Origin of the sequence: Delftia sp. CH05 (genome assembly GCF_009827015.1) — a bacterium.
In the GTDB taxonomy this organism is placed as follows: domain Bacteria; phylum Pseudomonadota; class Gammaproteobacteria; order Burkholderiales; family Burkholderiaceae_C; genus Comamonas; species Comamonas tsuruhatensis.
Genome location: NZ_WUMG01000068.1, coordinates 1 through 26,956 on the forward strand (window position 1 = coordinate 1; position 26,956 = coordinate 26,956).

General features: G+C 65.7%; 26 protein-coding genes. 20 read left to right on the plus strand and 6 right to left on the minus strand.

What is annotated here, in order from left to right; translation table 11 throughout:
- Positions 1 to 24 precede the first annotated feature (24 nt).
- The 11 genes from GRX31_RS28750 to GRX31_RS28800 all read left to right on the plus strand — a co-directional run bounded on the left by GRX31_RS28750 (position 25) and on the right by GRX31_RS28800 (position 12,943).
- Entirely contained in the window at positions 25 to 1,830 is a 1,806-nt protein-coding gene (locus GRX31_RS28750; protein ID WP_160855981.1) for an ABC transporter ATP-binding protein, read from the plus strand.
- On the plus strand, positions 1,827 to 2,831 hold the full coding sequence (locus tag GRX31_RS28755) for an ABC transporter permease (protein WP_016454035.1): 1,005 nt from the start codon (positions 1,827 to 1,829) through the stop codon (positions 2,829 to 2,831). Before GRX31_RS28750 ends, GRX31_RS28755 begins: the two co-directional genes overlap by 4 nt.
- Entirely contained in the window at positions 2,831 to 3,793 is a 963-nt protein-coding gene (locus GRX31_RS28760; RefSeq protein ID WP_017405488.1) for an iron chelate uptake ABC transporter family permease subunit, read from the plus strand. The genes GRX31_RS28755 and GRX31_RS28760 overlap by 1 nt, the downstream gene beginning before the upstream one ends.
- Positions 3,794 to 3,857: 64 nt before the next feature.
- On the plus strand, positions 3,858 to 4,895 hold the full coding sequence (locus tag GRX31_RS28765; protein WP_160855983.1) for an ABC transporter substrate-binding protein: 1,038 nt from the start codon (positions 3,858 to 3,860) through the stop codon (positions 4,893 to 4,895).
- Between the two features lie 86 nt (positions 4,896 to 4,981).
- A complete protein-coding gene (locus GRX31_RS28770; RefSeq protein WP_160855985.1) occupies positions 4,982 to 7,504 on the plus strand; it encodes a TonB-dependent receptor in 2,523 nt (840 codons plus the stop codon).
- A 140-nt stretch (positions 7,505 to 7,644) separates the two neighbouring features.
- On the plus strand, positions 7,645 to 7,965 hold the full coding sequence (locus tag GRX31_RS28775) for an ArsR/SmtB family transcription factor (protein WP_016449629.1): 321 nt from the start codon (positions 7,645 to 7,647) through the stop codon (positions 7,963 to 7,965).
- A 42-nt stretch (positions 7,966 to 8,007) separates the two neighbouring features.
- Complete coding sequence (locus GRX31_RS28780; RefSeq protein WP_160855987.1) at positions 8,008 to 9,540, plus strand: sigma-54 interaction domain-containing protein; 1,533 nt, start codon at positions 8,008 to 8,010, stop codon at positions 9,538 to 9,540.
- Positions 9,541 to 9,636: 96 nt separating this feature from the next.
- The gene (locus GRX31_RS28785; RefSeq protein ID WP_160855989.1) at positions 9,637 to 10,815 is read left to right on the plus strand and encodes a DUF4272 domain-containing protein; all 1,179 of its coding nucleotides are present in this window, start codon (positions 9,637 to 9,639) and stop codon (positions 10,813 to 10,815) included.
- 640 nt (positions 10,816 to 11,455) lie between these two features.
- Positions 11,456 to 12,346: a DUF6402 family protein gene (locus tag GRX31_RS28790; RefSeq protein WP_237426810.1), complete on the plus strand. Its 891-nt coding sequence runs from the start codon at positions 11,456 to 11,458 to the stop codon at positions 12,344 to 12,346.
- Positions 12,343 to 12,735, plus strand: a complete 393-nt coding sequence (locus GRX31_RS28795; RefSeq protein ID WP_223275242.1) for a hypothetical protein — start codon at positions 12,343 to 12,345, stop codon at positions 12,733 to 12,735. The genes GRX31_RS28790 and GRX31_RS28795 overlap by 4 nt, the downstream gene beginning before the upstream one ends.
- 82 nt (positions 12,736 to 12,817) lie before the next feature.
- A complete protein-coding gene (locus GRX31_RS28800; protein ID WP_160855991.1) occupies positions 12,818 to 12,943 on the plus strand; it encodes a TonB-dependent receptor in 126 nt (41 codons plus the stop codon).
- 18 nt (positions 12,944 to 12,961) lie between these two features.
- On the opposite strand, the gene GRX31_RS28805 is transcribed toward GRX31_RS28800, so the two are convergent.
- The 3 genes from GRX31_RS28805 to GRX31_RS28815 all read right to left on the minus strand — a co-directional run bounded on the left by GRX31_RS28805 (position 12,962) and on the right by GRX31_RS28815 (position 14,644).
- A complete protein-coding gene (locus tag GRX31_RS28805) occupies positions 12,962 to 13,705 on the minus strand; it encodes a hypothetical protein (RefSeq protein ID WP_160855993.1) in 744 nt (247 codons plus the stop codon).
- A complete protein-coding gene (locus GRX31_RS30960) occupies positions 13,705 to 14,160 on the minus strand; it encodes a hypothetical protein (protein ID WP_227469566.1) in 456 nt (151 codons plus the stop codon). The genes GRX31_RS28805 and GRX31_RS30960 overlap by 1 nt, the downstream gene beginning before the upstream one ends.
- 250 nt (positions 14,161 to 14,410) lie before the next feature.
- Positions 14,411 to 14,644 (minus strand): hypothetical protein, encoded by a 234-nt coding sequence (locus tag GRX31_RS28815; RefSeq protein ID WP_046240142.1) that lies wholly within the window; start codon positions 14,642 to 14,644, stop codon positions 14,411 to 14,413.
- A gap of 73 nt (positions 14,645 to 14,717) precedes the next feature.
- Between GRX31_RS28815 and GRX31_RS28820 the strand changes: the two genes are divergently transcribed.
- From GRX31_RS28820 to GRX31_RS28830, 3 genes are all read left to right on the plus strand, one after another.
- Positions 14,718 to 15,368, plus strand: a complete 651-nt coding sequence (locus tag GRX31_RS28820) for a LexA family protein (protein ID WP_160855995.1) — start codon at positions 14,718 to 14,720, stop codon at positions 15,366 to 15,368.
- Positions 15,369 to 15,586: 218 nt separating this feature from the next.
- A complete protein-coding gene (locus GRX31_RS28825) occupies positions 15,587 to 16,321 on the plus strand; it encodes a hypothetical protein (RefSeq protein ID WP_016449620.1) in 735 nt (244 codons plus the stop codon).
- A 2-nt stretch (positions 16,322 to 16,323) separates the two neighbouring features.
- Positions 16,324 to 17,445: a hypothetical protein gene (locus GRX31_RS28830; protein WP_237426811.1), complete on the plus strand. Its 1,122-nt coding sequence runs from the start codon at positions 16,324 to 16,326 to the stop codon at positions 17,443 to 17,445.
- A 703-nt stretch (positions 17,446 to 18,148) separates the two neighbouring features.
- Here GRX31_RS28830 and GRX31_RS28835 read toward each other — a convergent pair.
- From GRX31_RS28835 to GRX31_RS28845, 3 genes are all read right to left on the minus strand, one after another.
- Positions 18,149 to 19,252, minus strand: coding sequence for a porin (locus GRX31_RS28835; protein WP_160855997.1), 1,104 nt, complete (start codon positions 19,250 to 19,252; stop codon positions 18,149 to 18,151).
- A gap of 119 nt (positions 19,253 to 19,371) precedes the next feature.
- Positions 19,372 to 20,217 (minus strand): substrate-binding domain-containing protein, encoded by an 846-nt coding sequence (locus GRX31_RS28840; protein ID WP_160855999.1) that lies wholly within the window; start codon positions 20,215 to 20,217, stop codon positions 19,372 to 19,374.
- A gap of 54 nt (positions 20,218 to 20,271) precedes the next feature.
- Complete coding sequence (locus tag GRX31_RS28845) at positions 20,272 to 21,246, minus strand: Bug family tripartite tricarboxylate transporter substrate binding protein (RefSeq protein ID WP_160856001.1); 975 nt, start codon at positions 21,244 to 21,246, stop codon at positions 20,272 to 20,274.
- 111 nt (positions 21,247 to 21,357) lie between these two features.
- On the opposite strand from GRX31_RS28845, the gene GRX31_RS28850 reads away from it, so the two are divergent.
- The 6 genes from GRX31_RS28850 to GRX31_RS28875 all read left to right on the plus strand — a co-directional run.
- Entirely contained in the window at positions 21,358 to 22,260 is a 903-nt protein-coding gene (locus tag GRX31_RS28850; RefSeq protein WP_160856003.1) for a LysR family transcriptional regulator, read from the plus strand.
- A gap of 297 nt (positions 22,261 to 22,557) precedes the next feature.
- A complete protein-coding gene (msuE, locus tag GRX31_RS28855) occupies positions 22,558 to 23,139 on the plus strand; it encodes an FMN reductase (protein ID WP_016454049.1) in 582 nt (193 codons plus the stop codon).
- A gap of 348 nt (positions 23,140 to 23,487) precedes the next feature.
- Positions 23,488 to 24,681: a substrate-binding domain-containing protein gene (locus tag GRX31_RS28860; protein WP_047474939.1), complete on the plus strand. Its 1,194-nt coding sequence runs from the start codon at positions 23,488 to 23,490 to the stop codon at positions 24,679 to 24,681.
- Between the two features lie 3 nt (positions 24,682 to 24,684).
- Complete coding sequence (locus GRX31_RS28865; RefSeq protein WP_160856005.1) at positions 24,685 to 25,467, plus strand: ABC transporter ATP-binding protein; 783 nt, start codon at positions 24,685 to 24,687, stop codon at positions 25,465 to 25,467.
- Positions 25,464 to 26,213, plus strand: coding sequence for an ATP-binding cassette domain-containing protein (locus GRX31_RS28870; protein WP_160856007.1), 750 nt, complete (start codon positions 25,464 to 25,466; stop codon positions 26,211 to 26,213). Before GRX31_RS28865 ends, GRX31_RS28870 begins: the two co-directional genes overlap by 4 nt.
- Positions 26,210 to 26,956: branched-chain amino acid ABC transporter permease (locus tag GRX31_RS28875; protein WP_160856009.1), on the plus strand; the 747-nt coding region annotated here is incomplete at its 3' end. The genes GRX31_RS28870 and GRX31_RS28875, both read left to right, overlap by 4 nt.

The following is a 26,956-nucleotide window of genomic DNA, read 5'->3' on the forward strand; positions in this document are numbered from 1 at the left end:
CGCCCTGGCCCCGGAGCTGCCCCCATGCTGAAGACCCTGATGCAACTGCTGGGCGACGACGCCCGGCTTTTCCGCCGCTATGCCTGCATGGCCGTGCTGCATGGCCTGCTCAGCGGCCTGGTTGTCACCGCTCTTGTGCCCGTGCTGTCGAGCCTGCTGGCAGGCGATACGCGCGGCGCCGCGGCCTGGCTGGCCGTGCTGCTGGCGGGCGTGGTGCTGTGCTGGGCCTGGCAGCGCCAGGTGGAAAAAGCCGGCCTGGGCCTGGGCGCCGCCGTGCTGCGCGTGGCGCGCCACCGGCTTGGCGACCATGTGGCCCGCCTGCCCGTGGGATGGTTCACGCCCGAGAACACGGCCCGGCTCAACCACGTCGTTTCGCAGGGAATGATGGAAGTGGCCCAGCTGCCGGCCCATGTGTTCACGCCCGTGTTCAGCGGCGCCGTGGCGCCCGTTGCCGTGGTGGCCGCGCTGTGTGCCATGGACTGGCGCATGGGCCTGATTGCACTGCTGGCGCTGCCGCTGCTGGCCGGCGTGCTGCTGGTCACCGCGCATCTGGGCCGCCGTGCCGACGAACGCCTGCAGCGCAGCATGGCCGGCGCCAGCCAGCGCATGGTGGAGTTTGCGCAGGCGCAGTCCGTGCTGCGCGCCTTCAATGGCGAAGGCGGCGGCACGCGCTGGCTGGAGCAGGCCCTGGGCCGGCAGCGCGCATCGGGCGCGCAATCCATCCGCTTGGCGGCGCTGTCGGGCGTGCTCAACGGCTGGGCCGTGCAGGCCGTGTTTGCGGCCCTGCTGGTGGCCGGCGCGCTGTGGCTGGACGAGCGCCTGGGCGGCGTTGCAGCACAGGGCATGGGCATGGGAATGGAAGCCGCCATCCCCGTGATCGTGGCCCTGCTGCTGGCCTGCCGCCATGTCGATCCGCTGCTGGAGGTGGCCGGCTACGCCGACTCGCTGCGCGCCGCGCGCGTGCAGCTCGATGCCGTGCGCGACATCCTCGCGGTCCAGCCGCTGCCCGAGCCTGCCGTGCCCCAGGCGCCGCGCGATGCCTCGGTGGAGCTGCGCGATGTGGTGTTCCGCTACGCGCCGGGCCAGCCCGAGGTGCTGCGCGGCCTGAGCCTGCGCGTGGAGCCGGGCTCGATGACGGCGCTGGTGGGCGCCTCGGGCTCTGGCAAATCGTCCGTGCTGCGGCTGGTCGCACGCTTTTTCGATGTGCAGCAGGGCAGCGTTCTGGTGGGCGGCATCGACGTGCGCCAGATCGCGGGCGAGCGGCTGGCCGGGCAGATCAGCCAGATCTTCCAGGACAGCTACCTTTTCCAGGGCTCCATTGCCGACAACATCCGCATGGGCCGCCCGCAGGCCAGCGATGCCGAGGTGATGGAAGCCGCCCGCCAGGCCGGCGTGGCCGAAATCATCGAGCGCCTGCCGCAGGGCCTGGACACGCCGGTGGGCGAGGGCGGGGCGCGCCTGTCGGGCGGCGAGCGCCAGCGCATCGCCATCGCGCGTGCGCTCATCAAGGATGCGCCCATTTTGCTGATCGACGAGGCCACGGCCGCGCTGGATGCCGAAAACCAGGCCGCCATCGCCCAGGCGCTGGCGCGGCTGCGCGGCCGGCGCACGCTGATCGTGATTGCCCACCAGCTGTCCACCGTGGCCATGGCCGACCAGATCATCGTGCTGGACCAGGGCCGCGTCAGCGAGCAGGGCACGCCGCAGCAGCTGGCACAGGCGCAGGGCCTGTATGCGCGCTTTCTGGCGCGGCGGCGCGCCGCCAAGGGCTGGCGCATTGCGGGAACGCGCACGGGAACGGCCACAGGCATGGGCGAGGACCTCCGTTGAGCGAGCCTGCGAAGCCAACGACAGGGACGCAGGTCCCGCGCCTGGCGCCGTGGCTGCTGCCGTTTGCCGCGCTGTGCTGCGCCTCCGTGCTCACCGGCGCGCGGCAGGTGGAATGGGGGCAGCTGCTGTCGCTGTCGGGCGATGCCTGGCTCACCCTCACGGCCAGCCGCCTGCCGCGGCTGGCAGCGCTGGTGCTCACGGGGGTGGGGCTGTCGGTGTGCGGCGTCGTGCTGCAGCAGATCGTGCAGAACCGATTTGTGGAGCCTGCGACCTGTGGGGGGCTGGATGCGGCCAAGCTGGGCATTCTGGTGTCGCTGACGGTGGCGCCCGCCTCGGCCTTCACCTCGGGCGCGTGGGGCGTGGCCTGGCGCATGGTGTTCGCGCTCGTGTTCTGCCTGGGCGCCAGCCTGCTGTACGTGGCCATCATCCGCCGCATGCGCCTGCGCAACCTGGTGCTGGTGCCCGTGGTCGGCCTGATGTACGGCAGCGTGCTCAGCGCCATTGCCGAGTTCCATGCCTTCCGCCACAACCTGCTGCAAAGCATGCAGGGCTGGCTGCTGGGCGACTTCTCGCGCATTGTGCAGGGCCACTACGAGATCATCTACCTCATCGTGCCCATCGTGGTGCTGACCTATGCGTTTGCGCACCGCTTCACCGTGCTGGGCATGGGCGAGGGCATGGCCACCAGCCTGGGGCTGAGCTATCCGGCGCTGGCCACGCTGGGCCTGGTGCTGGTGGCGGTCACCGTCTCGGCCACGGTCATCACCGTGGGCGCCATTCCCTTCGTGGGCCTGGTCATTCCCAACCTGGTGGCCATGCGATGCGGCGAGAACCTGGGCCGCACCCTGCCCATCGTCGCGCTCAGCGGCGCCTCGCTGCTGCTGGCCTGCGACATCGTGGGCCGGCTGATCATGCACCCCTTCGAGGTGCCGATCGGCCTGACGGCGGGTAGCGTGGGCGGCGTGCTCTTCCTCGTGCTCATCCTGCGCAGAAGGCCGTGATGCGCAAGGCCTTGCCTCACACCACCGCGTGGATTGCGGCTGCCTTGGTGGTGGCCGCGCTGGCGGCCTGCTTCGTGCTGCTGGGCTCGGGGCTGGACTTCGGCTACGTCATTGCACGGCGGCTGACGCGGCTGTCGGCCATCGTCATCGGCGGCATCTGCATTGCGCTGTCGTCCATCGTCTTCCAGACGCTTGCGGGCAACCGCATCCTCACCCCCGCCATCATGGGTTATGAGGCGGTCTACCTGCTGCTGCAGGCGCTGCTGGTGCTGGCCATGGGCGTGCAAAGCCTGGTGGTGCTGGGCCCCAGCGGCAACTTCTGGCTGTCGGTGGCCTGCATGCTGGGCTACTCCTGGGCCCTGCACCGCTGGCTGCTGGGCGGGGGGCGCGACAACGTGTACTTCCTGCTGCTGCTGGGCCTGGTGCTGGGCATGGTGATAGGCACCTTCACGCAGTTCGTGCAGCTGCGCATCAGCCCCGGAGAGTTCTCTGTGCTGCAGGGCTACAGCTACACCTCGTTCAACCGCGCCCGGCCCGCGCAGCTGCTGTGGTCGGCGCTGATCGTGGCCGTGGCCTGCGTGATCGTGCGGCGCAGCCTGCCCGTGCTGGACGTGCTGGCCCTGGGGCGCGAGCAGGCCATCTCGCTGGGCGTGCACTACCAGCGCCAGCTGCGCCTGCAGCTGGCGCTGATTGCCGCGCTGGTGGCGGTGTCCACCAGCCTGCTGGGGCCCACGGCCTTCATGGGCATCTTCGTGGCCCACATCAGCTATGCGCTGGCGGGCACGGCGCGCCACCGGGTCACGCTGCCGCTGGGCTGCGCCGTGGCCGTGTCCATCTTCATCGCGGCGCAACTGGCGGTGGAGCATGTCTTCAACTACCGCACCTCGGTGGGCATCCTCGTCAACCTGGTGTGCGGCAGCTACTTCCTCGCGCTCATGGTGCGCGGGCGCGGCCGGGCCTGAGCCGAGCACCGGCGCCACCAAAAACAGTCAAGCAATGCATGCCATTTTTCAGGAGAGAAAGCCCGTGACCCGTCTGTTCCGCGTTCCCCATCACGCTCCCATGTTGGCCCTGGCTGCTGCCCTGGCCCTGTCGGCCTGCGACCGGCCCGCCAACCCGTCGGCACAGGCCGCAGCGCCGCAGGCGGCGGCCGGCGAGTTCACGCCCGTCACGGTGCAGCACCAGCTGGGCACCACGGTGGTGGAGCGCCCGCCGCAGCGCGTGGCCGCGCTGGACATGAACGAGGCCGACTTCCTCGACCAGCTCGGCGTGCCCATTGCCGGCATGCCCAAGGACTTCGTGCCCCACTTCCTGGCCCGGTACAAGGACGATGCCAACGTGCAGGACCTGGGCTCCATCGTCCAGCCCAACCTGGAGCGCGTGCATGCGCTCAAGCCCGACCTGGTGCTGATCTCGCCCATCCAGGCCAGCGCCTACCAGGAGCTTTCGGGCTTTGCGCCCACGGTTCATTTCGACGTGGACTTCAGGAACAGCGGCACCCGGCACCTGGACACCGTGCGCGATCACCTGCTGACCCTGGGCCGCATCTTCGGCAAGCAGGACCTGGCGCGCGCCAAGGCCGCCGAGATGGACGACAAGGTGGCCCAGGCCCGGCGCGCCACCGAGGGCCGTGCGGAGACGGCCCTCATCGTCATGCACAACAACGGCGCCTTCACCTCGTTCGGCCCGCAGTCGCGCTACGGCTTTGTCTTCAACGCGCTGGGCGTCAGGCCCGCCAGCACGGCGGCCGAGGCCGACCTGCACGGCCAGCCCATCTCCAGCGAATTCATCCAGCAGGCCAACCCGGACATCCTCTACGTGATCGACCGCACGGCCATCATGCAGCGCCGCCCCGGCATGGATTCTGCCGGCATGGACAACCCGCTGCTGCGCCAGACCAGCGCCTGGAAGAACAACCGCGTGGTCTTCGTCGATTCCGAGGCCTGGTACGTCACGGCGGCCAGCGTGACCTCGGTGAAGCTCATGGTCGATGACGTGCTCAAGGGCTACGGCGATGTGCCGGCAGCGGGCGCGGGCCCGGTGGCCGCTGCGGTTGCAAATTGATCGCATTCTCGATTGAGGGTTTGTCGTTTTCGTTCGGAAGACAAGGTGAAGCACCCAACGCCTACCCGAATCGAAAGGAGTCCCGCATGGCACTACGCCATCCATCCCGTCCCGCGCACAACGGCGCATCGCGCGCCCTGCCGCCCCCGGCCTTTGCCTGCAGGCACACGGCCATCGCCGTGCACATGCTCTGCATGGCGGGCCTGGCACTGGGGGGCCTGGCCGTGGCCATGCCGTCCGCGCTGGCGCAGGCGGCAGCCCAGGGGGCCGCATCTGGAGCCGCCTCCGGGGCGGCACCCGGCGAGGCCCGCCGCGCCTTCAGCATCCCGGCCGGCCCGCTGGGCCAGGCGCTCAACGCCTTTGCCGCATCGGCCGGCGTGGAGCTGACGGTGGATTCCAGCCTGCTGCAAGGCCGCAGCAGCGCAGGCCTGTCGGGCAGCTACAGCGTGGCCGAAGGCTTTGCCGAGCTGCTGCGCGGCCAGGGCCTGCGCGCCCTGCGCGAAGCCAACGGCAGCTACACCCTGGGCCGCGACCGCAACGCGGCAGCGCCCGTGGACGGCGGCGTGCTCATGCCTGCCGTCACCGTGCGCGCACAGGCTCAGCAGGCGCCGGAAGCCTATGCCGGCGGCCAGGTCTCCACAGGCGGCCGCATGGGCCTGCTGGGTGACAAGGACTTCATGGAGACGCCCTTCAACACCATCAGCTATACCGAGAAATTCATCGCCGACCGCCAGGCCCGCGACATCACCGACGTGATCTCCGCCGCCGACCCCACCGTGTTCAGCACGGGCATGACCGGCATCATCAGCGAGAACTACTCCATTCGCGGCTTCAGCTCCAGCATCGGCGATGTCACGTTTGGCGGGCTGTTCGGCGTGGCGCCGTTCTACCGCGCATCGCCAGAAATGTTCGAGCGCGTGGACGTGCTCAAGGGCCCCTCGGCCCTGCTCAACGGCATGCCGCCCGGCGGCTCGGTGGGCGGCACGGTCAACCTCGTGCCCAAGCGCGCGGGCGACGAGCCGCTGACGCGGCTGACCACCTCCTTCATGTCGGATGCGCAGCTGGGCGCCCACATCGACCTGGGCCGGCGGTTCGGCGAGCGCAAGCAGTTCGGCATCCGCTTCAACGGCGTGCTGCGCGACGGCGACGGCGCCGTGAACCATCAGGAAAAAGAGACCCGGCTGGCCTCGCTGGGCCTGGACTGGCGCGGCGACCGTGCCCGCCTGTCGGCCGACCTGTACAGCAGCGAGGACCGCACCGACGGCCTGAACCGCGGCATCAACCTGGCCGCAGGCCTGCCCGTGCCCAGGCCACCCAAGGCCGACACCCTGCTCAACCCCAGCTGGGCCTTCTACGACACCAAGGACAAGGGCGCCATGGTGCGCGGCGAACTCGACCTGGGCGACCGCGTCACGGCCTATGCCGCCGTGGGCACCAGCAAGACCCGGTACCGCTCCACGGGGGCCTACCTGATCCAGGTCTTCAACACGGCCGGCGACTACCGCACCAACCTGGCCGACCTGGGCTTCGAGATGGACAAGAAGTCGGCCGAAGCCGGCCTCAAGGGCAAGTTCAACACGGCCGGCGTGGGCCACCAGTGGGCGCTCAACGCCACCTACTACACGCATACCGACAAGCAGTTCGGCCGCCGCAACGTGCTGACCCAGGACTGGATCACCAACATCTACCACCCCATCTGGGGCCCGGCCACCAGCTTCAACGCGCCCCCGATCTCGCGCACCGAACTGCGGCTGACCAGCATCGGCGTGGCCGACACCCTGTCCTTCGCGCAGGACCGCGTGCAGCTCACCCTGGGCCTGCGCCGCCAGCAGGTGCTCAGCGACACCTTCAACGTGGCCACGGGCGCGCGCACCTCGCGCTATGACGAAGGCGCCACCACGCCGGCCGCCGCGCTGCTGGTGAAGGCCAGCGAGCGTGTCTCGGTCTACGCCAACTACATCGAAGGCCTGAGCCAGGGCGCCACCGCCCCCATGACGGCGGCCAACGCGGGCGAAGTGTTCGCGCCCTACAAGTCCCGGCAAAAGGAGCTGGGCCTGAAGCTGGACCTGGGCGACTTCGCCCACACCTTCAGCCTCTATGAGATCCAGCGGCCCAACGGCTACACCGATCCCGTCTCCAACGTCTTCTCCTTCGGCGGCGAGCAGCGCAACCGGGGCGTGGAATGGGGCTTCTTCGGCAACGTGGCCACGGGCGTGCGCCTGATGGGCGGCATTGCCTACGTACAGCCCAAGCTCACCCCCACGGCAGGCGGCGTGAACCAGGGCAAGCTGGCGGCGGGCGTGCCCAGGCTGCAGGGCAAGCTGGGCGTGGAGTGGGACCTGCCCGCCGTGCAGGGCCTGACGCTGACGGCCAACGCCACCACGGCGTCCAGGCAGTACATCAATGCCGACAACTCGCTGTCCGTGCCGGGCCGCACCGTGTTCGACATCGGCGCGCGCTACGTGACCACGGCGGCCGGCCATCCGCTCACGCTGCGCGGCAGCATCACCAACGTGGCCAACAAGGCCTACTGGGCCACGCCGCTGTGGACCAGCCTCGGGCTGGGCGCACCGCGCACCTTCATGCTGTCGGCCACGGTTGATTTCTGAGCGATGACAGGGCGGCTTGCCTTCCATCAAGCCGCACCGAGCCTGCGCTGCCGCCCTGCGGGCTATAAACTAGCCCGGTCGGGCGGCAAAGCGTGCCAGCCCCCTTGCCCTCCCGCCGTATACCAGGATGACAGACGCCTATGGACAGCCGCAATGACAGCATGGACCTGAGCGACGACAGCGTTTTCGAGAGCGCTGCGGAGTTGTTCCGTGCCATGGCGGCGCCCGTGCGCCTGAAGATCATCAGCGTGTTGTGCAATGGCGAGAAGAACGTGACCGAGCTGCTCGCCAGCATCGCCACCACGCAGCCCAACATGTCCCAGCACCTGAACACGCTGTACCAGGCCGGCGTGCTGGGCCGGCGCCGTGAAGGCGTCAGCATCTACTACTTCATCGCCAACGAGCAGGCTGCGCAGATGTGCTGCGCCATCTGCACCCAGGTCGCCATCGAGCAGGGCTGAGTGCCGCAGCCTGGCAGGGGCGACTCGGCTAGGATGCCATCCATGCCGCCCACACCCACCCTGGTCCAGCCCCTGCCGCTCGATGCCGACGGCATCCTCGCGCTGGCAGCGCGCTCCATGTTCCAGCTGTTCTCCACCATGAGCCAGGGCATGTTCCTGGCCGACAGGGCGGGGCGCATCGTCTGGGTCAACGAGGGCTACCAGCGCTTCCTGCCCGACCTGGGCGTGGCCTCGGTGGATGAGTTCCTGGGCCACATGGTCGAGGACGTCATCCCCAACACCCGCATGCGCCGCGTGCTGGAAACCGGCGAGCCCGTGCTCATCGACCTGCTCACCAACCGCGCCGGCACCTTCGTGGTCAGCCGCATCCCGCTCAAGGACGATGCGGGCGCGGTCATCGGCGCCATCGGCATCGTGCTGTTCGACCAGCCGGAGATCACGCTGCAGCCCCTGATCAGCAAGTTCGCCGTTCTGCAACGCGACCTGGACGAGGCCCGGCGCGAGCTGGCCGCCCAGCGCAACCGCAGCCTGCGCGTGGCCGTGCAGGGCGAGCGCCGCGCCAAGTACAGCTTTGCCAGCTTTGTAGGCAGCAGCCCGGCGGCCGTGGAGGTCAAGCGCCAGGCGCGCCGCGCGGCCCAGTCGCTCAGCCCCGTGCTGCTGCTGGGCGAGACCGGCACCGGCAAGGAACTGCTGGCCCATGCCATCCACGCCGCATCGGCCCGCAGCGGCGGCCCCTTCGTCACCGTCAACATCGCCGCCGTGCCGGACGCCTTGCTGGAGGCCGAATTCTTCGGCGTTGCCCCCGGCGCCTTCACCGGCGCCGACCGCAAGCCGCGCGACGGCAAATTCAAGCTGGCCGACGGCGGCACGCTGTTCCTCGACGAAATCGGCGACATGCCCCTGAACCTGCAGGCCAAGCTGCTGCGCGCGCTGCAGGAAGGCGAGATCGAACCGCTGGGCTCCAACCAGCTCGTGCGCTTTGACGTGCGCGTGGTGGCAGCCACCTCGCGCGACCTGCCGCAGATGGTGCGCGATGGCCGCTTCCGGGAAGACCTCTTCTACCGCCTGCACGTGCTGCCCATCCGCGTGCCCCCGCTGCGCGAACGCAGGCGCGACATCCCGGCACTGGTCGAAGTCCTATCCGAAGAACTGGCCCTGCGCAACGACATGCCCCCGCCCGAACTGCTGCCCGACGCCCTGGCCCTGCTGGCCGGCCAGACCTGGCGCGGCAACATCCGCGAGTTGCGCAACGTGCTGGAGCAGGCCGCCATGCGCAGCGAAGACACCGCCATCAACGCAGAACAACTGCGCGAAGTGCTGCGCTCATCGGGCGTGGAACCCGCCGCCCCCGCGCCGGGCCCCGAGACTGCGCCCGCGCCGTCCCCTGCCCACAACAGCCCCGCCGACACCGACCTGCTGCGCCCCCTGGCCCAGCAGGTGGCCGAGCTGGAACGCAAGGCCATCACCGCCACCCTGGCCGCCAACAGCGGCAACAAGCTGGCCACGGCGCGCCAGCTGGGCATCTCGCGGGCCACGCTGTATGACCGCATGGCGGTGCTGGAGCTGGGGGGCTGAGTCACCCGCCATCTGCAGGCCGTACCGTGGCCAAGAGGCAGGGCGATTCCTGCTGTTCCCCATCCCGGAGCCCATCCCGGAACCCAGTCCGTGAACATGAAAAACCTCCTTACCCGCCTCAAGACCGCATTCAGCAAGCCTGCACCCGAGCCCGCTCGCCCACAGGAACACCAGCAACACCAGCGCCAGCTGCAAGAACCCCAGGCGGATGCTGCAAAGGACGAAGTACTCATCAACGCCTACTGCACCGTCTGGGACCTTCCTGCGATTGACTTTCCGCACACGCTGGCCGGGCGCCGCGATCTGTCGGACCCCGAGCTGGCACCGCATCTTTCCGGCTTTGTCGGCTATGTGCTGGGGCGCGGCGATGGGCAGATGACGCGCAACCGCTACCACGCCATGCGCCATATCCAGCGCGTGCAGCAGCACCTGAGCCTGGGCATTGCGCCGGAGCAGCTCGATGCCTTTGCCGGCTGGGCACAGCGCGCCAACGCCATCGCATTTCTGGCGGACGGCAGCATTCGCGACCCGCAGGGCCGCATCCTGCTGGCCGCCAACGGCGCCGAGCCCGATGAACAGGCCGCGCTGCCCTATCCGCAGCAGGCCTGGCAGCGCAAGCAGCGCAGCGAGCAGACGCTGGCGCAGCGCGGCTTCATGCCAGCGGCCAGCCTGCCGCCGCTGATCTCCGAGCCCGAACTGCGCATGCGCGCGCCCGACGAGATCGCCGCCCGCGCCTTCGCCCTGCTGGCCGTGGCCGTGCGCGCCGAATCGCTGAACGACGCACTGAACGAAGCAATGAACAGTGGCGAACCGCTCACGTCCGACGAGCTGTTCCAGCGCCTGCCAGCCGCCCAGGCCGCGCTCACCCCCAACGAGCGCGACTTCATGGCCACTGCCCAGCCCTCCGAAGAGGCCATCGCCAAGTTCGGCTGGCGCTACGAAGCCGCGTACTTGCTGGAATGGGCGCTGGGCCTGGTCGATGCGCTGCCGTTCCCCGATGCCATCTGCGACGTGCCGCTCACCTCGCGCACCCTGCTGCAGGCCGGCGACCTGCAAGGCGCCCTGCATGCCGCGCGCATGCGGCCCGACAGCGAAATCCTCGACGCCCTGGACCAGCACTACCGCCTGCACTGGATCGTGCGCCAGGCCCAGGTGCAGCAGCAGCCCGCGCCCGCAGGGCTGAACGCCGACGTGCTCATGGAGCGCCACCACGCCCTGAACTGGCTGGTGCGCTTCGAGGGCAATGACTGGGATGACGTGGACACGCCGACCTGAGGCGTGCTGCGCAGGGCGCATCAAGAACCCATGCGGATCGGGGCGAGCATTATTGCCATCTGCATCGTGGCTTCTGGTGTGCCATCCCACTTGCGCCCGCTGCCGGAAAGGGCGTTAGAGACTCGGCGTAGAACCCTTGGCTGTCGCTGCACAACGCGTAGTGAGCGGCTGGTGGCTTGAACTCTCCAGCCAATTGCTCCTTGAAACCATATGCCGGCAAAGCACGCAGGCTTCGGGCATACCGTCGCGTTGCATTGGATGGTGGCAAGCCAGCGGCAGACGCACCAGGGGCCGTCTGTGCTGGACAGGTCGCACAGGCCGTCGGGCTGCCTCTGGATTGGGAGAGGTGGCGTGGACCCCGGATTATTTGCAAGCTGAATCAAACCGTGTCTGCATTGTTTCCCTAATTCAATTCGTTGCACCAAAAATTGTGATGCAGACGGCACCAGCGGCAACCCCCTGATAGGTTGCGTTCCTTGCGTCGAAGGCGAAGTAGTAGACAGCTGGTTACCGATTGGATCTTCCGGAGTGGTTAGCATGCCATGCTCATTGGTGGTTTTTCAACATGCTGATTGATTGGGTCGTTTTAATGAATTCTTGAAAGATACAATAAACCTCTTTTGGTGATATGGGGGTGCTAATGTCTGAGTTGATTAAAATGGATCAGGAAGTTTTCAGATCTCAATTAAAAGAGTTGCCCAGGCATAAATGCACAACGGAGGTTTTTCAGTTGCGGGATATTCCGTTGGTAATGCGTAGCAGGCTTGGTTGGCATGTGGCTGCCGCATTGATGGAACGTTGGTTCAATGGCGCTGCTTTTGCTATGCCCGATGATATGAAGCTGGGAAAAGGACACTATCGTCCAAATGCACTTGGGGCAGCATATTTGGAAGAAGGCTTGGTTACCATGCAATGGGCGCTTGGATTCGCTCGAGTGCAAAATGCAATGTCCGAATTGACTAGAAGATGGGATTCAAAGTCGGGTAGGATGGTTTTTAAATCTCGAATCTTAGCTCAGAGCTTGGGAAAGTCCGATAAATCCTGGGAATTCGGTGATCTATCTCGCTCTTCAAAAATATTGGAAGAAACCTGCCAAGTAAATTACATCAAATTTGGGCATCTCAGCGATCCGATGGATGATTTCTATGGGGCAATGGGCGAGGCGCAAATGAACGTTGCAGTGGAGGGTACTGTTGTTTCTAGTGGCAGTGAACTGAAATTCATTCCTGAAGAACTGGGCTTTTATCTAAGGGATGCCTATGATTTCAATGATTCTTTTGATCTTTTGTCCCAACCGTTGGGGTTTTGGGGGGTTGAAGGAGTTGAAAGAACCTATCAAATACGTTGGGATGTTGAGACAGAGAGGAAGACGGTGCATGAGAAACCCGAAGATGTAAAAAATACAAATATGCCGTGCAAAATGATGATTTTCGAGAATGGAGAAGAAAAAAATAATAGAGGTGGCGATTTTATGATTTTATCTAGTGTTCATCGGGTAAAAATAAATCACCCTCAGGAGATAATTTTGTGAAGATTAAATATAGTAAAAAATGGATATTTATCATTCTGGGGATGGTATTGGTTACGGTATTGCTTTTGCTGTTCATGATACCAAAGAAACAAGGTGAGAGCATCAGCCCCCGCGGCGTTTACAGGGTTGAGTACTATTACGTGCCATTAGCCCAGAAACTGATTTATCACCAGATGAAAATGCCCATGACTGTGCGTCTTTATGAAGTAAAAACAGGTAGACTTATTTCTGAAAGCGCTGTGGTGGATCTTTGGTTGAATGGCTCAATATATTGGTATCTTGAACCGCCAATGAATAGCATCATGGTGGGAAATGATGTGATATTTGAAAATATTCCAAGGGAGTGCCAAGATTGCCCAAGATTGACTCTTGAGCAAATGACAAATTAGGTCATCGTTGCCAATAGATACGGACTACCGGCCACAACACATCCCGCTGCGCCGCCGTCACCACATCCCGTCAGCTCTAGTCATGAACCTCAACAACGTCTTCGACAAGCGCTACTGGATCCCCGGCTGTGCCGAGCAAAACGGCAACAACGACTTCGGCGACCCGCGCAACCTCATGTTCACGCTCAAGTACACGCCGCGTATCTGAGAGGCAGGCGTGCCACCGTCAGGCCGGTGCGGTCCTGCCTCCAAGCGTGACAGTGCCAAGCCAACGGCATGGGTGCCATGGCCCGTCGGCATTTTGCAGATGGCAGGACCCGTCGGCTTGCACCTGGATCCGGGTGGGGTATCCGCTGGACCGGGGGATGGTCCAGTCGAAGGGCAGGACCAGCAGGGCCTGGGGCGGTGCCATGGCTTGTATGTCCAGTGGCTGCCACGTGTCGGGTGCAACGCAATCTTCGGTGCACGGCAAAGGCAGTTGCGGCTCGTAGCCCACCACCCAGGCCCAGAAAATGCCGGGCTTGGGGCCGTCACATTCCGGCGACTCCAGCATTAGCAATGCACTTCCTGCCTGCTCCACCGCATGGGCGCAGAGCAAGTGTGTCTCGGCGCATTGCGCATGTGCCTGCACGTTGCAATCGGGCATCAGCACATCGAGGATCTGCGCCATCTCCTGCACGCCGGCAACAGCGGGCAGGTGAGTGGGAAGCTGCAGGAACAGCCAGCTTCGCTGCTCCAGCACCACGGTGCACCGGCGAACGCACCACCAGACGCCATAGGGGTCGGCCGGGGCAACGGGGTCGGATGCCATTGGCAGCTGTGTCCAACTGGTGTGGCCCGATTCCGTGCGTCTCCTGTATTGCCAGTGCTCATCAAAGCGCAGGCCGCAGATGAGGCGGTGATCGAGACGGATGCCTTCCTGCGGAACCTCCCGCTCACATGGCTCTGGTGCGTCGTCGGGCTTTTGCATTATTCGGATCCGGAAAGGCCGCCGTTGCCGGCGCTGTGGTTGTCCGACTGCGCCACGGTAATGGCCCCGATGCACCGGTACCGGCCCCGGCGCGCATCGATGCCATCCACACCGCACAGCCCTTCGCCATCCACCGTCATCCTCAAGGCGTGGTTCCTTGTCAGGGGAGATTTCGAGCCGAAGGGCCAGATCAGCAGGGCGCGAGGACGCCCGGGCACGTCAAAGGCCGAAGTGCGCTTGGCGCGCTTGAACTTCTCATGCATTTCCACGCCGACCACCCAGGCCCAGAAAACGGGTGGCGCGCCAACACTCAAATCTTCGGCCTGCAACTGCAGCAAAGAGCAGCCATTGGCAAGCAGCGCATCGGTGCTGCGCAGCAGCGGCGCCTGTGCCGTGCTCTCGTCGAGCACCTTGACGTTCCAGTCCGCAAGCATTGCGCCCAGGGCCAATGCCACATCGCCGCATTCCGGCTGCACAGGCAGGCCCGGGGGCAGATGCACGGAATGCCAGGGCATGCGATTGAGCACCGCAACGCACTGGCGCACGCACCACCACGCGCGCTGTGGATCTGCTGCAGCCACGCCGCCTGCGCGGGTTGCCGGCAGTCGCGCCCAATAGCGACGGCCTGACGGCATGCGCGCCGCGTACGTCCACAGCCCGTCAAAGCGCAGCCCAGGGGTGAAGCGGTGGGTGACGTGCGCGGTCTCAGCCACGGGACCTCTCGTCATCGTGTGCCGAAGGGCTGGCACCGTAGGGAGTCTTGATGCCACAGCGGTCCCCGATGCGCATGAGCGCCATACCCAGGGATGTGCGCGGTTCTTTGGTCTTGCCCAGTGCGAGGTCAGAAATCGTTGCTTGACCGCAGCCCACTTCGCGGGCGATCTGGCTTTGACTGACACCCTTCGCTGCAAGCTTGGCGAGGTAGTCTTTCCATTGCATGGATGCAGTCTAACGTTTAATCGTTAAAAGGTAAACGATATATCGTTATCGGTTTTCCGTAAGCTTCGGCGCTATGTCCACAGATTTCGCCAAGCGTCTTAAAGCAGCTCGTGCTCATGCAGGTCTTACTCAAGAGGAGCTCGCCGCAAAGGCAGGGTTGAAGCAGTCCTCCATTGGGGATCTTGAGTCGAAAGGGCATGGTTCCAAGCGGACTGCCACGATGGCAGCAGCGTGCGGAGTGAGCGCTCTTTGGCTGGAAAGCGGCGAGGGGGTGATGACGCCTGACGAGGCGGCGATGCTTGCTCAGCTTCCCTGCGGAATTCGGCGATACCCGGTGCTTACTTCCAGCCAGGCCGTTGCCCGAAGTGAAGCCGTCGAGGACCTGGAGAGTCTGGGCACGGAAGTCTCTGCCAACGATGCGTCAGTTCATGCGTTCTTCCTCCAGTTGGCTGGCAACTCCATGACTCCGGAGTTCCGAGAAGGAGACCGCGTGCTGATCGATCCAGGTATCAAGCCCCAGCCCGGAGACTACGTGGCCGCCCAGGTTGGAAAGACCGAAGCCTTGTTTCGGAAATACCGGCTACACGGAAACGATAGGCTTGGTAATGAGGTGTTTGAGCTGATCCCGCTCAATCAAGACCATCCCGTCATGCGCAGTGACGAACATGGGCTTTCCGTGATCGGAACCATGCTGGAATTGCGGCGGAAGTTTCGACGACCTTGAGTCTAGGATTTGCCAGTCTGCGCTGCTGCGGGAACGAAGGCTTGGAAAGGAATGCGACACGGAGCATCTGCTCAGGACTGGCCAACCGGCTTGGTCGATCGTCCAACTTCTGGTCTGATATCGACCCATTTGGTGATGCTGTTCTGTGGGTTGTGGGTGTCGGCATTGCAGCCGATGGCGCGTCAGCATGCCATCATGCAGACAGAACGGAGTGACATATGACAAGCCGGATATTGACGGTTGGACTTCTTGCGACGCTGTGCGTTGCTACAGCACAGGCACAGACCCCGCCGGACCTTGCCGATCTTGTCGGCGCGCGCGGCGCCGGCGGGGAAACCCAGATGCAGGCGCGTGGCTACCAGCAGGTGCGCGCCACCCGCGTGCGGGAACAATCCTGGACCTTCTGGTGGAGCGACGCGCAGCGTGCCTGCGTGGCGATTTCCACCGACGATGGCCGCTACGCGTCGATCAACCGCATCCCTGAGCAGAACTGTCGTCCTGGAGGCGTGGCAGGCGACATACCGCCGCGCCCGCACCAGCCGGACGCGCTCACACTCATCTGTTACGGTCAGGGCGAGCATGCAGTGTTCTCCAGCCACTCGGGCTACGAGTGGAACGACAGGCGCAAGCACTACGAGCCCACGCAGCGCGTGGAGTCTGCGAACGAGCAGTTCCAGACCGGCGTGCAGTTCGAGTTCCGCGATGGCCGGGGACGCATCCACCTGAGCGACAAGATGATTCCGCCCCTGAATTCCGGCGGCGTCGACGGTTGGTGGCAGCTGGAGGATGTGCAGATGTCGCCCGACCGCATCACGGCGCGCTATCAGGTCAACGGCCTCAACAGGCTCAGCGTGAACATCGACCGGCGCACCGGCATGGTCGAGATCAAGGACAAGCCCGGCTTCGTCGGCAAATGCGACCAGGGAGACTGGGGCGCGGGCCGCAAGTTCTGAAGATGGAGGCCTCCACTCCTACAACCGACAGCGGCCCTGTGCGCAGCACGCTGTCAATCCGCTTGACCACATTGCTGTGGGCAGTGCTTGTGCTTTGTTTCGTGGCGGGCCTGCCGATCCTTCTCGGTGCGAGTTGGCTCTCGCTGCCTGCTTTGCTACTGGCGGCCGCGCTGATCGCGGTTCCGCTGGTCTGGACTTGGCGGCGGATCTCGCGTTCGTCCAGGGCACGGTCCTGGGCTGCAAGTTGGCTGCATGGCAGCGTCGGATTGTGGTTTTTGTTGTGCGGATTGGCGGCAGCACCGGTGTATGTCCTTGCCGTCATGACCGAGACACGTCCAGCCATCGTGCCCACCGTCACCATGTCCAACGGACCCCGCACCGTCGTGCTGCAAGGCATGCAGCACGTGGGTGCCGAGCGGTTCTTCAAGACCATCGTCTACGACCTTGAGAAGGCATTAGCCGACGGTTATGTGTTGGCCTACGAAGGCGTGGCCAACAGCGATCCGGAAGCCGACGCCTGGTTCAAGAAGGTCCTGACCCAGGGTAAAGACCTTGGCGACAGCTACCGAGAGCTTGGCCAGAACTGCGGTCTCGCCTACCAGATCGACTACTTCGGGCCGGTGGTGGCTGATGCCAAGGCCCACCCCGAACGGCACGTGACCATGGACGTGGACACGCGAGCGATGAAGCAGGAATACGACAGATTGGTGCAGAGCGACCCAGCCTTCGCGGCAGCGATGCGCCAACGTGAAGTGCAGCAAGCCACCGACGCTGAAGACGATTCATCGGACGTCGTGGCGCGTGTGATCGAATGGCAGAAGTCTGGCGATGAGCGGCAGGTCACGCTCGCCGGCACACTGTGCCGCGGGTTCATGACCTATGTGATGCGCCGTTCCGGCCAGGGCGGCGGCGGTGACCTGGACCCGGTGGTGCTCGACTTCCGCAATCGCCACCTTGCAAGGCAATTGCTGGATGACAAGCGCCCGAAAATCTACGTCACGTATGGCGCTGCGCATCTGCCAGGCGTGATGGAAATCATGCAGCGTGAGCCAGGCTGGAATGTGGAGTCGGTGAAGTGGATGCGCACCATCTCGGCGCCTGAGCATCTGGAGGGGCGGCTTTAACCTGGCGGGGACGCATGGCGCCGAGTGTATTGGTCGAGACTGCTGTCCGGTCTTGAAAACAGACAACACCCGCGCAGCATTCAGCCTCGATTCGCGTCTCTTGATGCACCAAGCGCGCTGATGCTTGTGCGGAGCAGGCGGCCTGTGCGGCGGCTCTTTTCCGCAGCGGTCGCTCGCGGCTTAGTGGGGTACGACTGCTGATGGCCGGTAGTGCGCGTTCGACGGCGAAGTCTGGAAGACCGCAACCGCCGCAAAGCCGACACCGACAGGCCCGCGACGAACGACTGCAACGGGTCGATAGCCGTCGTTGGGTTGTCGCCGCTGAACGTCGTCAACCAGCCTGAAGCCGTCGCTCGAAAGTCTTCGCGCGACAACCACAAGAAAGGCAGTCGATGAAAAACCTATTGCGAAGGACGGCGATCACGGCGTTGCTGGCAACTCTGGGATGCAGCCAGTCGCCGAGTGGCCGGTAGGAAGCGACGCAAAGCGTCGATGTTCTGCTGAAAAATGGCCACCCGCAGACAGTGGCATTTGTCCTCAACGCAGGGGACGTTTGCGCATTCGGCCAGCAGTGGAGCTTTGAAAAGGAGCTGCGTTACAAGGAAGTGATCTGCCCCCAGGGCAAGGGCTGGATCACTTCCGACACGCCATTCAAAAAGCTGGGCGGTTGAGTTGGCAATGGGGCGAGTGCTCGCAGCGCCCCTCAGAAGCTATGCATCAACCCCGCAGCCACCCCCGTAGCCACATCCTTGTTCTGCCCGCCCTGAAACCCTCCGCTCCAATGCGTGCGGTCCAGTTCCGCATACAGCTTGCTGCGGCGTGACAGCTTGTATTCCGCAAACAGCAGGGCGCGGGTGTAGCCGTCTGCGGCGCGGCCGCTGCGTTCGCGTTCCACGCGGTACAGGGCGGCGGTCAGGTCCAGCGTGCTGCGGGCAGACCAGGTGGCGCCCAGCGAGTGCACGCGCTGCACGGTGCGGGCGGTGGTGGCGTTGGTCTGGCCGTCGCTGCGCGCGGTGTTCAGCGCAAGGCGCAGCTTGTCCCATTGGTAGCTGGCGCCCAGGGTGGCGGCTTTCAGTTCCCACTGGTCTGCGGTCTTGAAGCGCTGGTAGGCGCCGGAGACGGTCCATGTCTTCGTGCCATAGGCCAGGCCCGCGCCGGCCGATGAGCGGGCGGAGCCGCCCTGCGCCGTCTCGCCAAAGCTGTACATGGCGCGGGCGGTGAGGCCGCCGAAGCGGCCGGTGTACTTGACCGAGTTGTCCAGCCGGTACGAGCCGGTGGTGGCGCCCGCGCTGCCGTATTCCACGCCCAGGCCGTGGCTGCTGAGCGCGGCGGTGGCGATGTTGGGGTTGAAGGAGGCAAACCGCATGCCCACGGGGTCCACGGGGCTGATGGCCTCTGCCAGCAGGTTGGTCTGGCGGCCGGCCGTGACCTGGCCCCAGCTGCCGCCCAGGCCCACGATGGCCGCGCGGTCGAAGAACTTGCTGGAGTTGGCGGTGGTGCCGGTGTCCAGGTTCAGGCCTGTTTCCAGGTTGAACAGGGCGTACATGCCGCCACCCAGGTCTTCGCGCCCGCGAAACCCGAAGCGGCTGGTGGTGTTGACGCCGCTGGACAGCGCGGCGCCCGAGGTGTTGCTGGCCGCGTTGGCAGCGGTGAGGCCGCTGGTGTAGCGCACGCCGGTATCGGCAATGCCGTAGAGCGTGATGCTGGATTGCGCAAGGGCCGACAGCGGTGCGGCGGCGAGGGTGATCAGCACCAGGGTTTTGGTGTTCATGGGTGTGGCGAGGGTGAGAGGGCTGGGCAGCGGCATGCCGCAGCAGTGCCGTTGCAGCGCCGCTGAATGGAGGTCGAACCGGGGAGGGGTGAAGGCCCTCTCTGTGTCGAGGGCCTTGAGTGCCTAGAGAGCCTTGAGGGCTCGGGGGCCTGCCGTCAGGGCTTGGCCGCCGGCTCCATGCCGGTGCTGCGCACGATGGGCGCGGCGGCGGGGGCTGCCAGGAAGCGGATCAGGTGGCGCGCCGTCTCAGGGCTCTTGGCGCCGGTGGCCACGCCTGCGGAGAAGAAGACGCGCTGCTGCACTTCATCGGGCAGGGGGCCGACGAATTCCAGCTCCTTGAACGGCAGCAGTTCGCTGACCTGCTGGAAGCCGATGTCCGCATCGCCACGCAGCACCACGGCGCCCACGCGCTCGCTGAGGATGCGGGTGGCCTTGCCCTTCATCTGCTCGGCCACGCCCAGGCGCGGGAACAGTTCGTTGGCCAGGTAGGTGCCGCTGGCGCTGGCCGAGTAGGCAACGGATTTGGCGTCCAGCAGGGTCTGCCTGAGCGCGTCCACGGTGCTGATGTCGGGCTTGGGCGTGCCCTTGCGCACGCTCATGCCGATCATGGAGCGCGCCAGGTCCACGCGGCTGCCCGCTTCCACCTTGCCTTGCGCTGCCAGGTTGTCCAGGGCCGAGTCGGCGAGGATGACCACGTCGAACTGCTCGCCCCGCGCCAGCCGGCTGGGAATGGAGTCCTGCGCATTGCCCATGGAGGCGCCGCGCGAGGTGACGACCTTGTGGCCCGTGGCCTGCTCGTACAGGGGTATCAGCTGGTCATAGGCGGCAGAGAAGCCGCCCGAGGTGACCACGCGGATTTCATCTGCGGCGGCGGTGGAGGGCACGGCAGCGCCCAGGGCCAGGCCCAGGCTGAGGGCCCCGCCCAGCAGCGCGCCCAGGGTGCGGCGGCGCAGGGTGGATGGCACGGAGGACTGCAGGGGGGTGGAACGGATGGCGGTCATGGTTTGTCTCCTGGTTTTTTATGGTTGGGGAACGGCTAACGGCTGGCGAGGGAATCAATCGGCGGTGATTTTTCGCTCGCGGATGATGCGGCCCCACTTGGCGTGTTCTGCGGCAATGAACTGGCCCAGTTCCTCGCGGGTGCCCGGGGCGGCGGTCTGGCCGTGCTTGAGCAGGTTGTCGCGCACTTCGGGGGTGTTCAGCACCTTGACCAGCTCGGTGTTCCAGCGGTCCAGCACGGGCTTGGGCGTCTTGGCGGATGCCACGAAGGCGTACCAGTTGGTGGCGTTGAAGCCGGGGAAGCTCTCGGCCACGGTGGGCACATTGGGCAGGTAGGCCGGGCGCGTGAGGCCCGTGGTGGCCAGCGGGATGAGCTTGCCCGATTCGATGTGGGGCAGGGCCGTGGGCGGGGCTGCGTAGAAGGAGGTCACGCGGTTGCCCAGCACGTCCTGCAGGGCGGGCGCGCCGCCCTTGTAGGGCACGTGCAGGGTGTCGATCTTGGCGACATCGTTGAGCAGTTCACCGGCCAGGTGCGATGCGGAGCCGGGGCCGGTGGAGGCGAAGTCCAGCTTGCCGGGTTCGCGCTTGGCCTTGGCCACGTATTCGCCCAGGGTCTTGATGCCGGTGGCGGCCGGCACGACGAGCACGTTGGGAAAGTTCACGCCCATGGTGATGGGGGCCAGGTCCTTGAGCGGGTCGTAGCCGATCTTCATGAAGTGCGGCGCAATGGCCAGCGGGCCGATGGAGCCGAAGAGCAGCACCGAGCCGTCGGACGGGCCATTGGCCACCTGCGTGTGGGCCAGGTTGCCGCCCGCGCCGGGCTTGTTTTCCACGACCACGCTCTGGCCGATGTTCTCGCCCAGCTTCTTGGCGATGATGCGCGCGGCAATGTCGGCCGAGCCGCCTGCGGCAAAGCCGACCACCATGACCACGGGTTTCTTGGGGGGGAAGTCCTGGGCCTGGGCGGAGCCCACGGCCAGGGAAAGAAGGGCTGCCAGGGCGCCGCCCGCGATCAGTCTGCGTTGGTGCATGTCGTCTCCGTTTGTTGGTCTTGCCTGCCCGCAGGGGGCAGCGTTATCAAGGGCGCCATCCTATGCAGGGGCTGCTATTCTGTGAATTGCAACTTTTGGAGGGACTGTTGCATGCAGCGCATCAAATTCGACATGGGGGAGTTGATCGCCTTCGTGACCACGGCCGAGAAAGCCAGTTTTCGCCTGGCCGCGGAAGAGCTTTTCCTGTCGCCGCCTGCCTTGAGCCGGCGGGTGGAGCGGCTGGAGTCCGTGCTGGGCGCGCGGCTGCTGGAGCGCACCACGCGGCGTGTGGAGCTGACCGAGGTGGGCCATGAATTCCTGCAGGAGGCGCGCCGGGCCCTGGCCGGCCTGGACGAGGCCGTGCAGCGCGTGGATGACCAGGTCAAGCTGCGCCGTGGCCGCGTGACGGTTGCCTGCGTGCCTTCGGTGGCCACCAATCTGCTGCCCCCGGTACTGAAATCCTTTGCCGTGGAGCAGCCCGATGTGCAGGTGCACGTCATCGACGAGAGCGCGCACCAGGTGGTGGAGGCCGTGCTGCGCGGGGAGGCGGATTTCGGCCTGAGCTTCACGGGCAGCCAGGAGCCGTCGCTGCGCTTTGAGGCGCTCACGCGCGAGCGCTATGTGCTGGCCATGCCGCGCAGCCATGCCTGGGCCGGGCGCAGCCAGGTGGAATGGGCCGAGCTGGCGGGCAAGCGCCTGGTGTCCGTCTCCCACCAAAGCGGCAACCGCCTGCTGCTGGACCAGGTGATGGCCGGCCTGCCAGAGCAGCCCGTGGCCTGGCACGAATGCAACCACGTCACGGGCGCCCTGGCCCTGGTGGAAGCGGGCCTGGGCCTGGCCGCCGTGCCCCAGCTGGCCCTGCGCCAGGACCATGCCCAGGTCTGCGGCGTGCCGCTGACCGCGCCCGATGTGTGGCGCACGCTGGGCCTGCTGCAGCGGCGCGATCGCATGCTCGGGCCTGTGGCGCAGGCGTTGCGGGAGTGTCTGGTGCAGGCCCAGGAAGCGGGCCGCTGAGCGGGAATGTCGGTTCGGCAACGGCCCGCTTGTGCGCGATGCAGATGCCCGCCTCGCTTGTGACCCGGATGCTCCCCCGAACAGCACCGACGGGGCAGGTTTAAGGCTTTATATGAGTTTCAATCATGTAATTGTGAGATAAAACCATTTTACTTCATTGATTTGGCTCCATATCATCCGCTCCCATTGTTCGTTTGCATTTTGGGAAGCAGTCATGGCCATCACTTCACCTCGGACCGCATGGTCGCCACAACCGGCTCCCGCGTTGAACCCCGGCCATCTTGCGTGAGAGCAGCAATGACACGTCCACTTCGTCTGGTCGCCGTATCCGGCGGACTGCAGCGCCCCTCCAAGTCTGCCGCCCTGGCAGAGCATCTGTCTGATCTGATCGCCGACGAAGTTCCGTGCGAACAACGCCTGGTGGAGCTGGGCCAGCTTGCGCCGCAGCTTGCCGGCGCGGTGTGGCGCTCGCAGTTGCCCGAGACGGTGGAGCGGGAGCTTGCGGCGGTGGAGCAGGCGGATGTGCTGGTGGTGGCCACACCAGTCTTTCGCGGCGCCTACACCGGACTGTTCAAGCACTTCTTCGACTTCGTCCACCAGGACGCCTTGATCGACAAACCCGTGCTGCTGGCGGCCACCGGTGGCAGCGAGCGCCATGCCCTGGTGATCGACCACCAGTTGCGGCCGCTGTTCAGCTTCTTCCAGGCGCGCACCCTGCCACTGGGTGTCTACGCGACCGACAAGGATTTCGTGGACTACCGCCTGCACGACGAGGCATTGCTACAGCGGGCCGCGCTGGCGGTTCAGCGGGCATTGCCGCTGGTCGAGCTGAGGCAGCGCACCATGCCCCATCTGGCCGAATCAGCGGCTGTTGCCTGAAGAAAACAACGGTTTTCTCTCCACGCCCATGGGCCTCCTGAACTCATGAGGCTGCTGGCCGGCCAGGACGTGATGGTGGGCCAGGCGCAGGGGAACATCCCAGGAGTTCATGGTTTGCCCTGTATCGGATTCAGGCAGCTGTCTTGGAAAAAGACACTGAATCTGTCCCATGGCCAGACACTTTCGGCCCTGGCACGGGCTGCCTGGCCCCGGGGGCACAAGGCCGTCCCTGTCTTGGTGCCGCCTGGGTGCCGCCTGGGCGTGCCTGGCACAAAGCATGCATGGTCCCCTTGCAAAACGGCAGGCCCAGCCAGGCCATCAAGCCGCAAACCCCAAAGGAGACAAACCATGCACCGCCGCCCCTTCCTCCATTGCGCCATCGCACTCGCCGCCATGGCCGCTGCAGCTCCTGCTGCACTGGCCCAGCAGGGCGAGATCCGCATTGCCCACGTCTACAGCAAGACCGGCGCGCTGGAGGCCTATGGCAAGCAGACCCAGGCCGGGCTGCTGATGGGGCTGGAGTACGCCACGGGCGGCAGCATGGCGGTGAATGGCAAAAAGCTGGTGGTGATCGAGAAGGACGACCAGGGCAAGCCCGACCTGGGCAAGAGCCTGCTGGCCACGGCGTATTCCGATGACAAGGCCGATCTGGCCGTGGGGCCCACGTCGTCCGGCGTGGCGCTGGCCATGCTGCCGGTGGCCGAGGAGTACAAGAAGATTTTGCTGGTGGAGCCGGCCGTGGCCGATTCGATCACGGGCGACAAGTGGAACAAGTACATCTTCCGCACGGGCCGCAACTCCAGCCAGGACGCCATCAGCAATGCGGTGGCCATCGACAGGGCGGGCGTGACGATTGCCACGCTGGCCCAGGACAACGCCTTCGGCCGCGACGGGGTGAAGGCCTTCAAGGACGCCATCAAGAAGGGCAAGCTGGCGCATGAGGAGTACCTGCCTGCCGCCACCACGGATTTCACGGCAGGGGCGCAGCGGCTGATCGACAAGCTCAAGGACCAGCCGGGCAGGAAGATCATCTGGATCGTGTGGGCCGGGGCGGGCAATCCGTTCAAGATCGCGGACCTGGACCTCAAGCGCTACGGGATCGAGATCGCCACGGGCGGCAACATCCTGCCCGCCATGGCGGCCTACAAGAATCTGCCGGGCATGGAGGGCGCCACGTACTACTACTACGGCATTCCCAAGAACCCGGTGAACGAGGCGCTGGTGTCCATGCACTACAAGCAGTACAAGACGCCGCCGGATTTCTTCACGGCGGGCGGTTTCTCTGCGGCCATGGCCATCGTGACGGCGCTCAAGAAGACAGGTGGAGACACCAAGACCAACGGTCTGATCAAGGCCATGGAGGGCATGAGCTTCGACACGCCCAAGGGCCAGATGACCTTCCGCAAGGAAGACCACCAGGCCCTGCAGAGCATGTACCACTTCAAGATCCGCGTGGACCCGGCGCTGGCCTGGGGCGTGCCGGAACTGGTGCGCGAGATCAAGCCCGAGGAGATGCAGGTTCCCATCCGCAACGGCCGCTGAGCAATGTTGCGCACAGAGGATCTGACCATCCGCTTCGGGGGCCATGTGGCCGTCAACGGCGTGAGCTGCGCTTTCGAGCCGGGCACGCTGACGGCCATCGTGGGCCCCAACGGGGCGGGCAAGACCACGTATTTCAACCTGATCTCGGGGCAGCTCAAGGCCACTGCCGGGCGCGTGCTGCTGGGCGGGCGCGAGCTGACGGGGCTGGCCCCTTCGGCGCGCACGCGCGCCGGGCTGGGGCGGGCGTTCCAGCTCACCAATCTGTTCCCGCACCTGAGCGTGCTGGAGAACGTGCGCCTGGCCGTGCAGGCGCGCGACGAGGGGCCGCACCGGCGCGGCCTGAACCTGTGGAGCATCTGGAGCGACCACCGGGCATTGACGCAGCAGGCGCTGCACATCCTCGACCAGGTGGCCCTGTCCGCACGGCGCGACGAGGCCGTGGCCGCGCTGCCGCATGGCGACCAGCGCAAGCTGGAGGTGGCCTTGCTGATGGCGCTGGAACCCCAGGTCTATATGTTCGACGAGCCCACGGCGGGCATGAGCCATGACGAGGCGCCGGTGATCCTGGACCTGATACGCAAGCTCAAGCAGGACCGCAGCAAGATCATCCTGCTGGTGGAGCACAAGATGGATGTGGTGCGCGAGCTGGCCGACCGCATCATCGTGCTGACCAATGGCACGCTGGTGGCCGATGGGCCGCCGGCCGAGGTCATTGCCTCGCCTGTGGTGCAGCAGGCCTACCTGGGTGTGATGCCGGAGCAGGGCGCCGTGAAGGAGGCCGCGTGAGCGCTGCCGCCAACCTCAACCCAAACCCCAACCTGCTCGAACTGTCGGGCGTGCACACGCATATCGGGGCCTATCACATCCTGCATGGCGTGGACCTGGCCGTGCCGCGCGGGCAGCTGACCATGCTGCTGGGGCGCAATGGTGCGGGCAAGACGACCACGCTGCGCACCATCATGGGCCTGTGGCGGGCCAGCCAGGGGCGCATCGCCTTTGGCGGGACCGACATCACGGCCCTGCCCACGCCCGCGATTGCGCGGCTGAACATTGCCTATGTGCCCGAGAACATGGGCATCTTCGCGGACCTGACGGTGCAGGAAAACCTGCTGCTGGCCGCGCGCGGCGCCTCGCGCGCCGACCGCATGGACGCGCAGCGGCTGCAGTGGATCTTCGGCATGTTCCCGGCCGTGGAGAAGTTCTGGAACCACCCGGCCGGCAAGCTGTCGGGCGGGCAAAAGCAGATGGTGGCGGTGGCGCGCGCCATCGTGGAGCCGCGCGACCTGCTGATCGTGGACGAGCCCAGCAAGGGCCTGGCACCGGCCATCATCGAGAACATGATCGCGGCCTTCGCCCAGCTCAAGACGGGCGGCACGACGATTGTGCTGGTGGAGCAGAACCTGGGCTTTGCGCGCCGCCTGGGCGACCGCGTGGCGGTGATGGACAACGGCCGCGTGGTGCACGCGGGCGGCATGGCCGAGTTCTCGGCAGACGCGGCGTTGCAGCAGTCGCTGCTGGGGCTTTCGCTATGAACAAGCTGAACAGGCTGGATGTGGATTTCAAGCCGCTGCTGCTGGTGCCCGTGCTGGCCCTGGTGGCGCTGCCGCTGGTGGGCTCGGCCTCGACCTGGCTGACGCTGACGGTGGCGGGGCTGGCCATGGGGATGATCGTGTTCATCATCGCCTCGGGGCTGACGCTGGTGTTCGGGCTGATGGACGTGCTGAACTTCGGCCACGGCGTGTTCATCGCGCTGGGCGCCTTCGTGGCCACCAGCGTGCTGGGTGCCATGGGCGACTGGACGGGGTCGGACCAGCTGTGGCGCAACCTGCTGGCCGTGCTGCCGGCCATGGTGGTGGCCATGCTGGTGGCGGGCGCCATCGGGCTGGCGTTCGAGCGCTTCATCGTGCGGCCCGTGTACGGCCAGCATCTCAAGCAGATCCTGATCACCATGGGCGGCATGATCATCGGCGAGGAGCTGATCAAGCTCATCTGGGGCCCGCAGCAGATTCCGCTGCCGCTGCCCCAGGGCATGAAGGGCGCCTGGCTGCTGGGCGATGCCGCCGTGGAAAAGTACCGCGTGGTGGCCGTGCTGGTGGGGCTGGCGGTGTTTGCCCTGCTGGCCTGGACGCTGTCGCGCACCAAGATCGGCCTGCTGATCCGCGCGGGCGTGCAGGACCGCGAGATGGTGGAGGCCCTGGGCTACCGCGTGCGCCGCCTGTTCGTGGGCGTGTTCGTGGCGGGCTCGGCGCTTGCGGGGCTGGGCGGGGTGATGTGG

Excerpts from the sequence above, each read along its gene's own strand:
- GRX31_RS28750 (WP_160855981.1), top strand. The coding sequence starts at position 25 with ATGCTGAAGACCCTGATGCAACTGCTGGGCGACGACGCCCGGCTTTTC.
- GRX31_RS28760 (WP_017405488.1), top strand. The coding sequence starts at position 2,831 with ATGCGCAAGGCCTTGCCTCACACCACCGCGTGGATTGCGGCTGCCTTG.
- GRX31_RS28770 (WP_160855985.1), top strand. The coding sequence starts at position 4,982 with ATGGCACTACGCCATCCATCCCGTCCCGCGCACAACGGCGCATCGCGC.
- GRX31_RS28775 (WP_016449629.1), top strand. The coding sequence starts at position 7,645 with ATGGACAGCCGCAATGACAGCATGGACCTGAGCGACGACAGCGTTTTC.
- GRX31_RS28780 (WP_160855987.1), top strand. The coding sequence starts at position 8,008 with ATGCCGCCCACACCCACCCTGGTCCAGCCCCTGCCGCTCGATGCCGAC.
- GRX31_RS28785 (WP_160855989.1), top strand. The coding sequence starts at position 9,637 with ATGAAAAACCTCCTTACCCGCCTCAAGACCGCATTCAGCAAGCCTGCA.
- GRX31_RS28790 (WP_237426810.1), top strand. The coding sequence starts at position 11,456 with ATGTCTGAGTTGATTAAAATGGATCAGGAAGTTTTCAGATCTCAATTA.
- GRX31_RS28800 (WP_160855991.1), top strand. The coding sequence starts at position 12,818 with ATGAACCTCAACAACGTCTTCGACAAGCGCTACTGGATCCCCGGCTGT.
- GRX31_RS28805 (WP_160855993.1), bottom strand. The coding sequence starts at position 13,705 with ATGCAAAAGCCCGACGACGCACCAGAGCCATGTGAGCGGGAGGTTCCG.
- GRX31_RS28815 (WP_046240142.1), bottom strand. The coding sequence starts at position 14,644 with ATGCAATGGAAAGACTACCTCGCCAAGCTTGCAGCGAAGGGTGTCAGT.
- GRX31_RS28820 (WP_160855995.1), top strand. The coding sequence starts at position 14,718 with ATGTCCACAGATTTCGCCAAGCGTCTTAAAGCAGCTCGTGCTCATGCA.
- GRX31_RS28825 (WP_016449620.1), top strand. The coding sequence starts at position 15,587 with ATGACAAGCCGGATATTGACGGTTGGACTTCTTGCGACGCTGTGCGTT.
- GRX31_RS28830 (WP_237426811.1), top strand. The coding sequence starts at position 16,324 with ATGGAGGCCTCCACTCCTACAACCGACAGCGGCCCTGTGCGCAGCACG.
- GRX31_RS28835 (WP_160855997.1), bottom strand. The coding sequence starts at position 19,252 with ATGCCGCTGCCCAGCCCTCTCACCCTCGCCACACCCATGAACACCAAA.
- GRX31_RS28840 (WP_160855999.1), bottom strand. The coding sequence starts at position 20,217 with ATGACCGCCATCCGTTCCACCCCCCTGCAGTCCTCCGTGCCATCCACC.
- GRX31_RS28845 (WP_160856001.1), bottom strand. The coding sequence starts at position 21,246 with ATGCACCAACGCAGACTGATCGCGGGCGGCGCCCTGGCAGCCCTTCTT.
- GRX31_RS28850 (WP_160856003.1), top strand. The coding sequence starts at position 21,358 with ATGCAGCGCATCAAATTCGACATGGGGGAGTTGATCGCCTTCGTGACC.
- msuE (WP_016454049.1), top strand. The coding sequence starts at position 22,558 with ATGACACGTCCACTTCGTCTGGTCGCCGTATCCGGCGGACTGCAGCGC.
- GRX31_RS28860 (WP_047474939.1), top strand. The coding sequence starts at position 23,488 with ATGCACCGCCGCCCCTTCCTCCATTGCGCCATCGCACTCGCCGCCATG.
- GRX31_RS28865 (WP_160856005.1), top strand. The coding sequence starts at position 24,685 with ATGTTGCGCACAGAGGATCTGACCATCCGCTTCGGGGGCCATGTGGCC.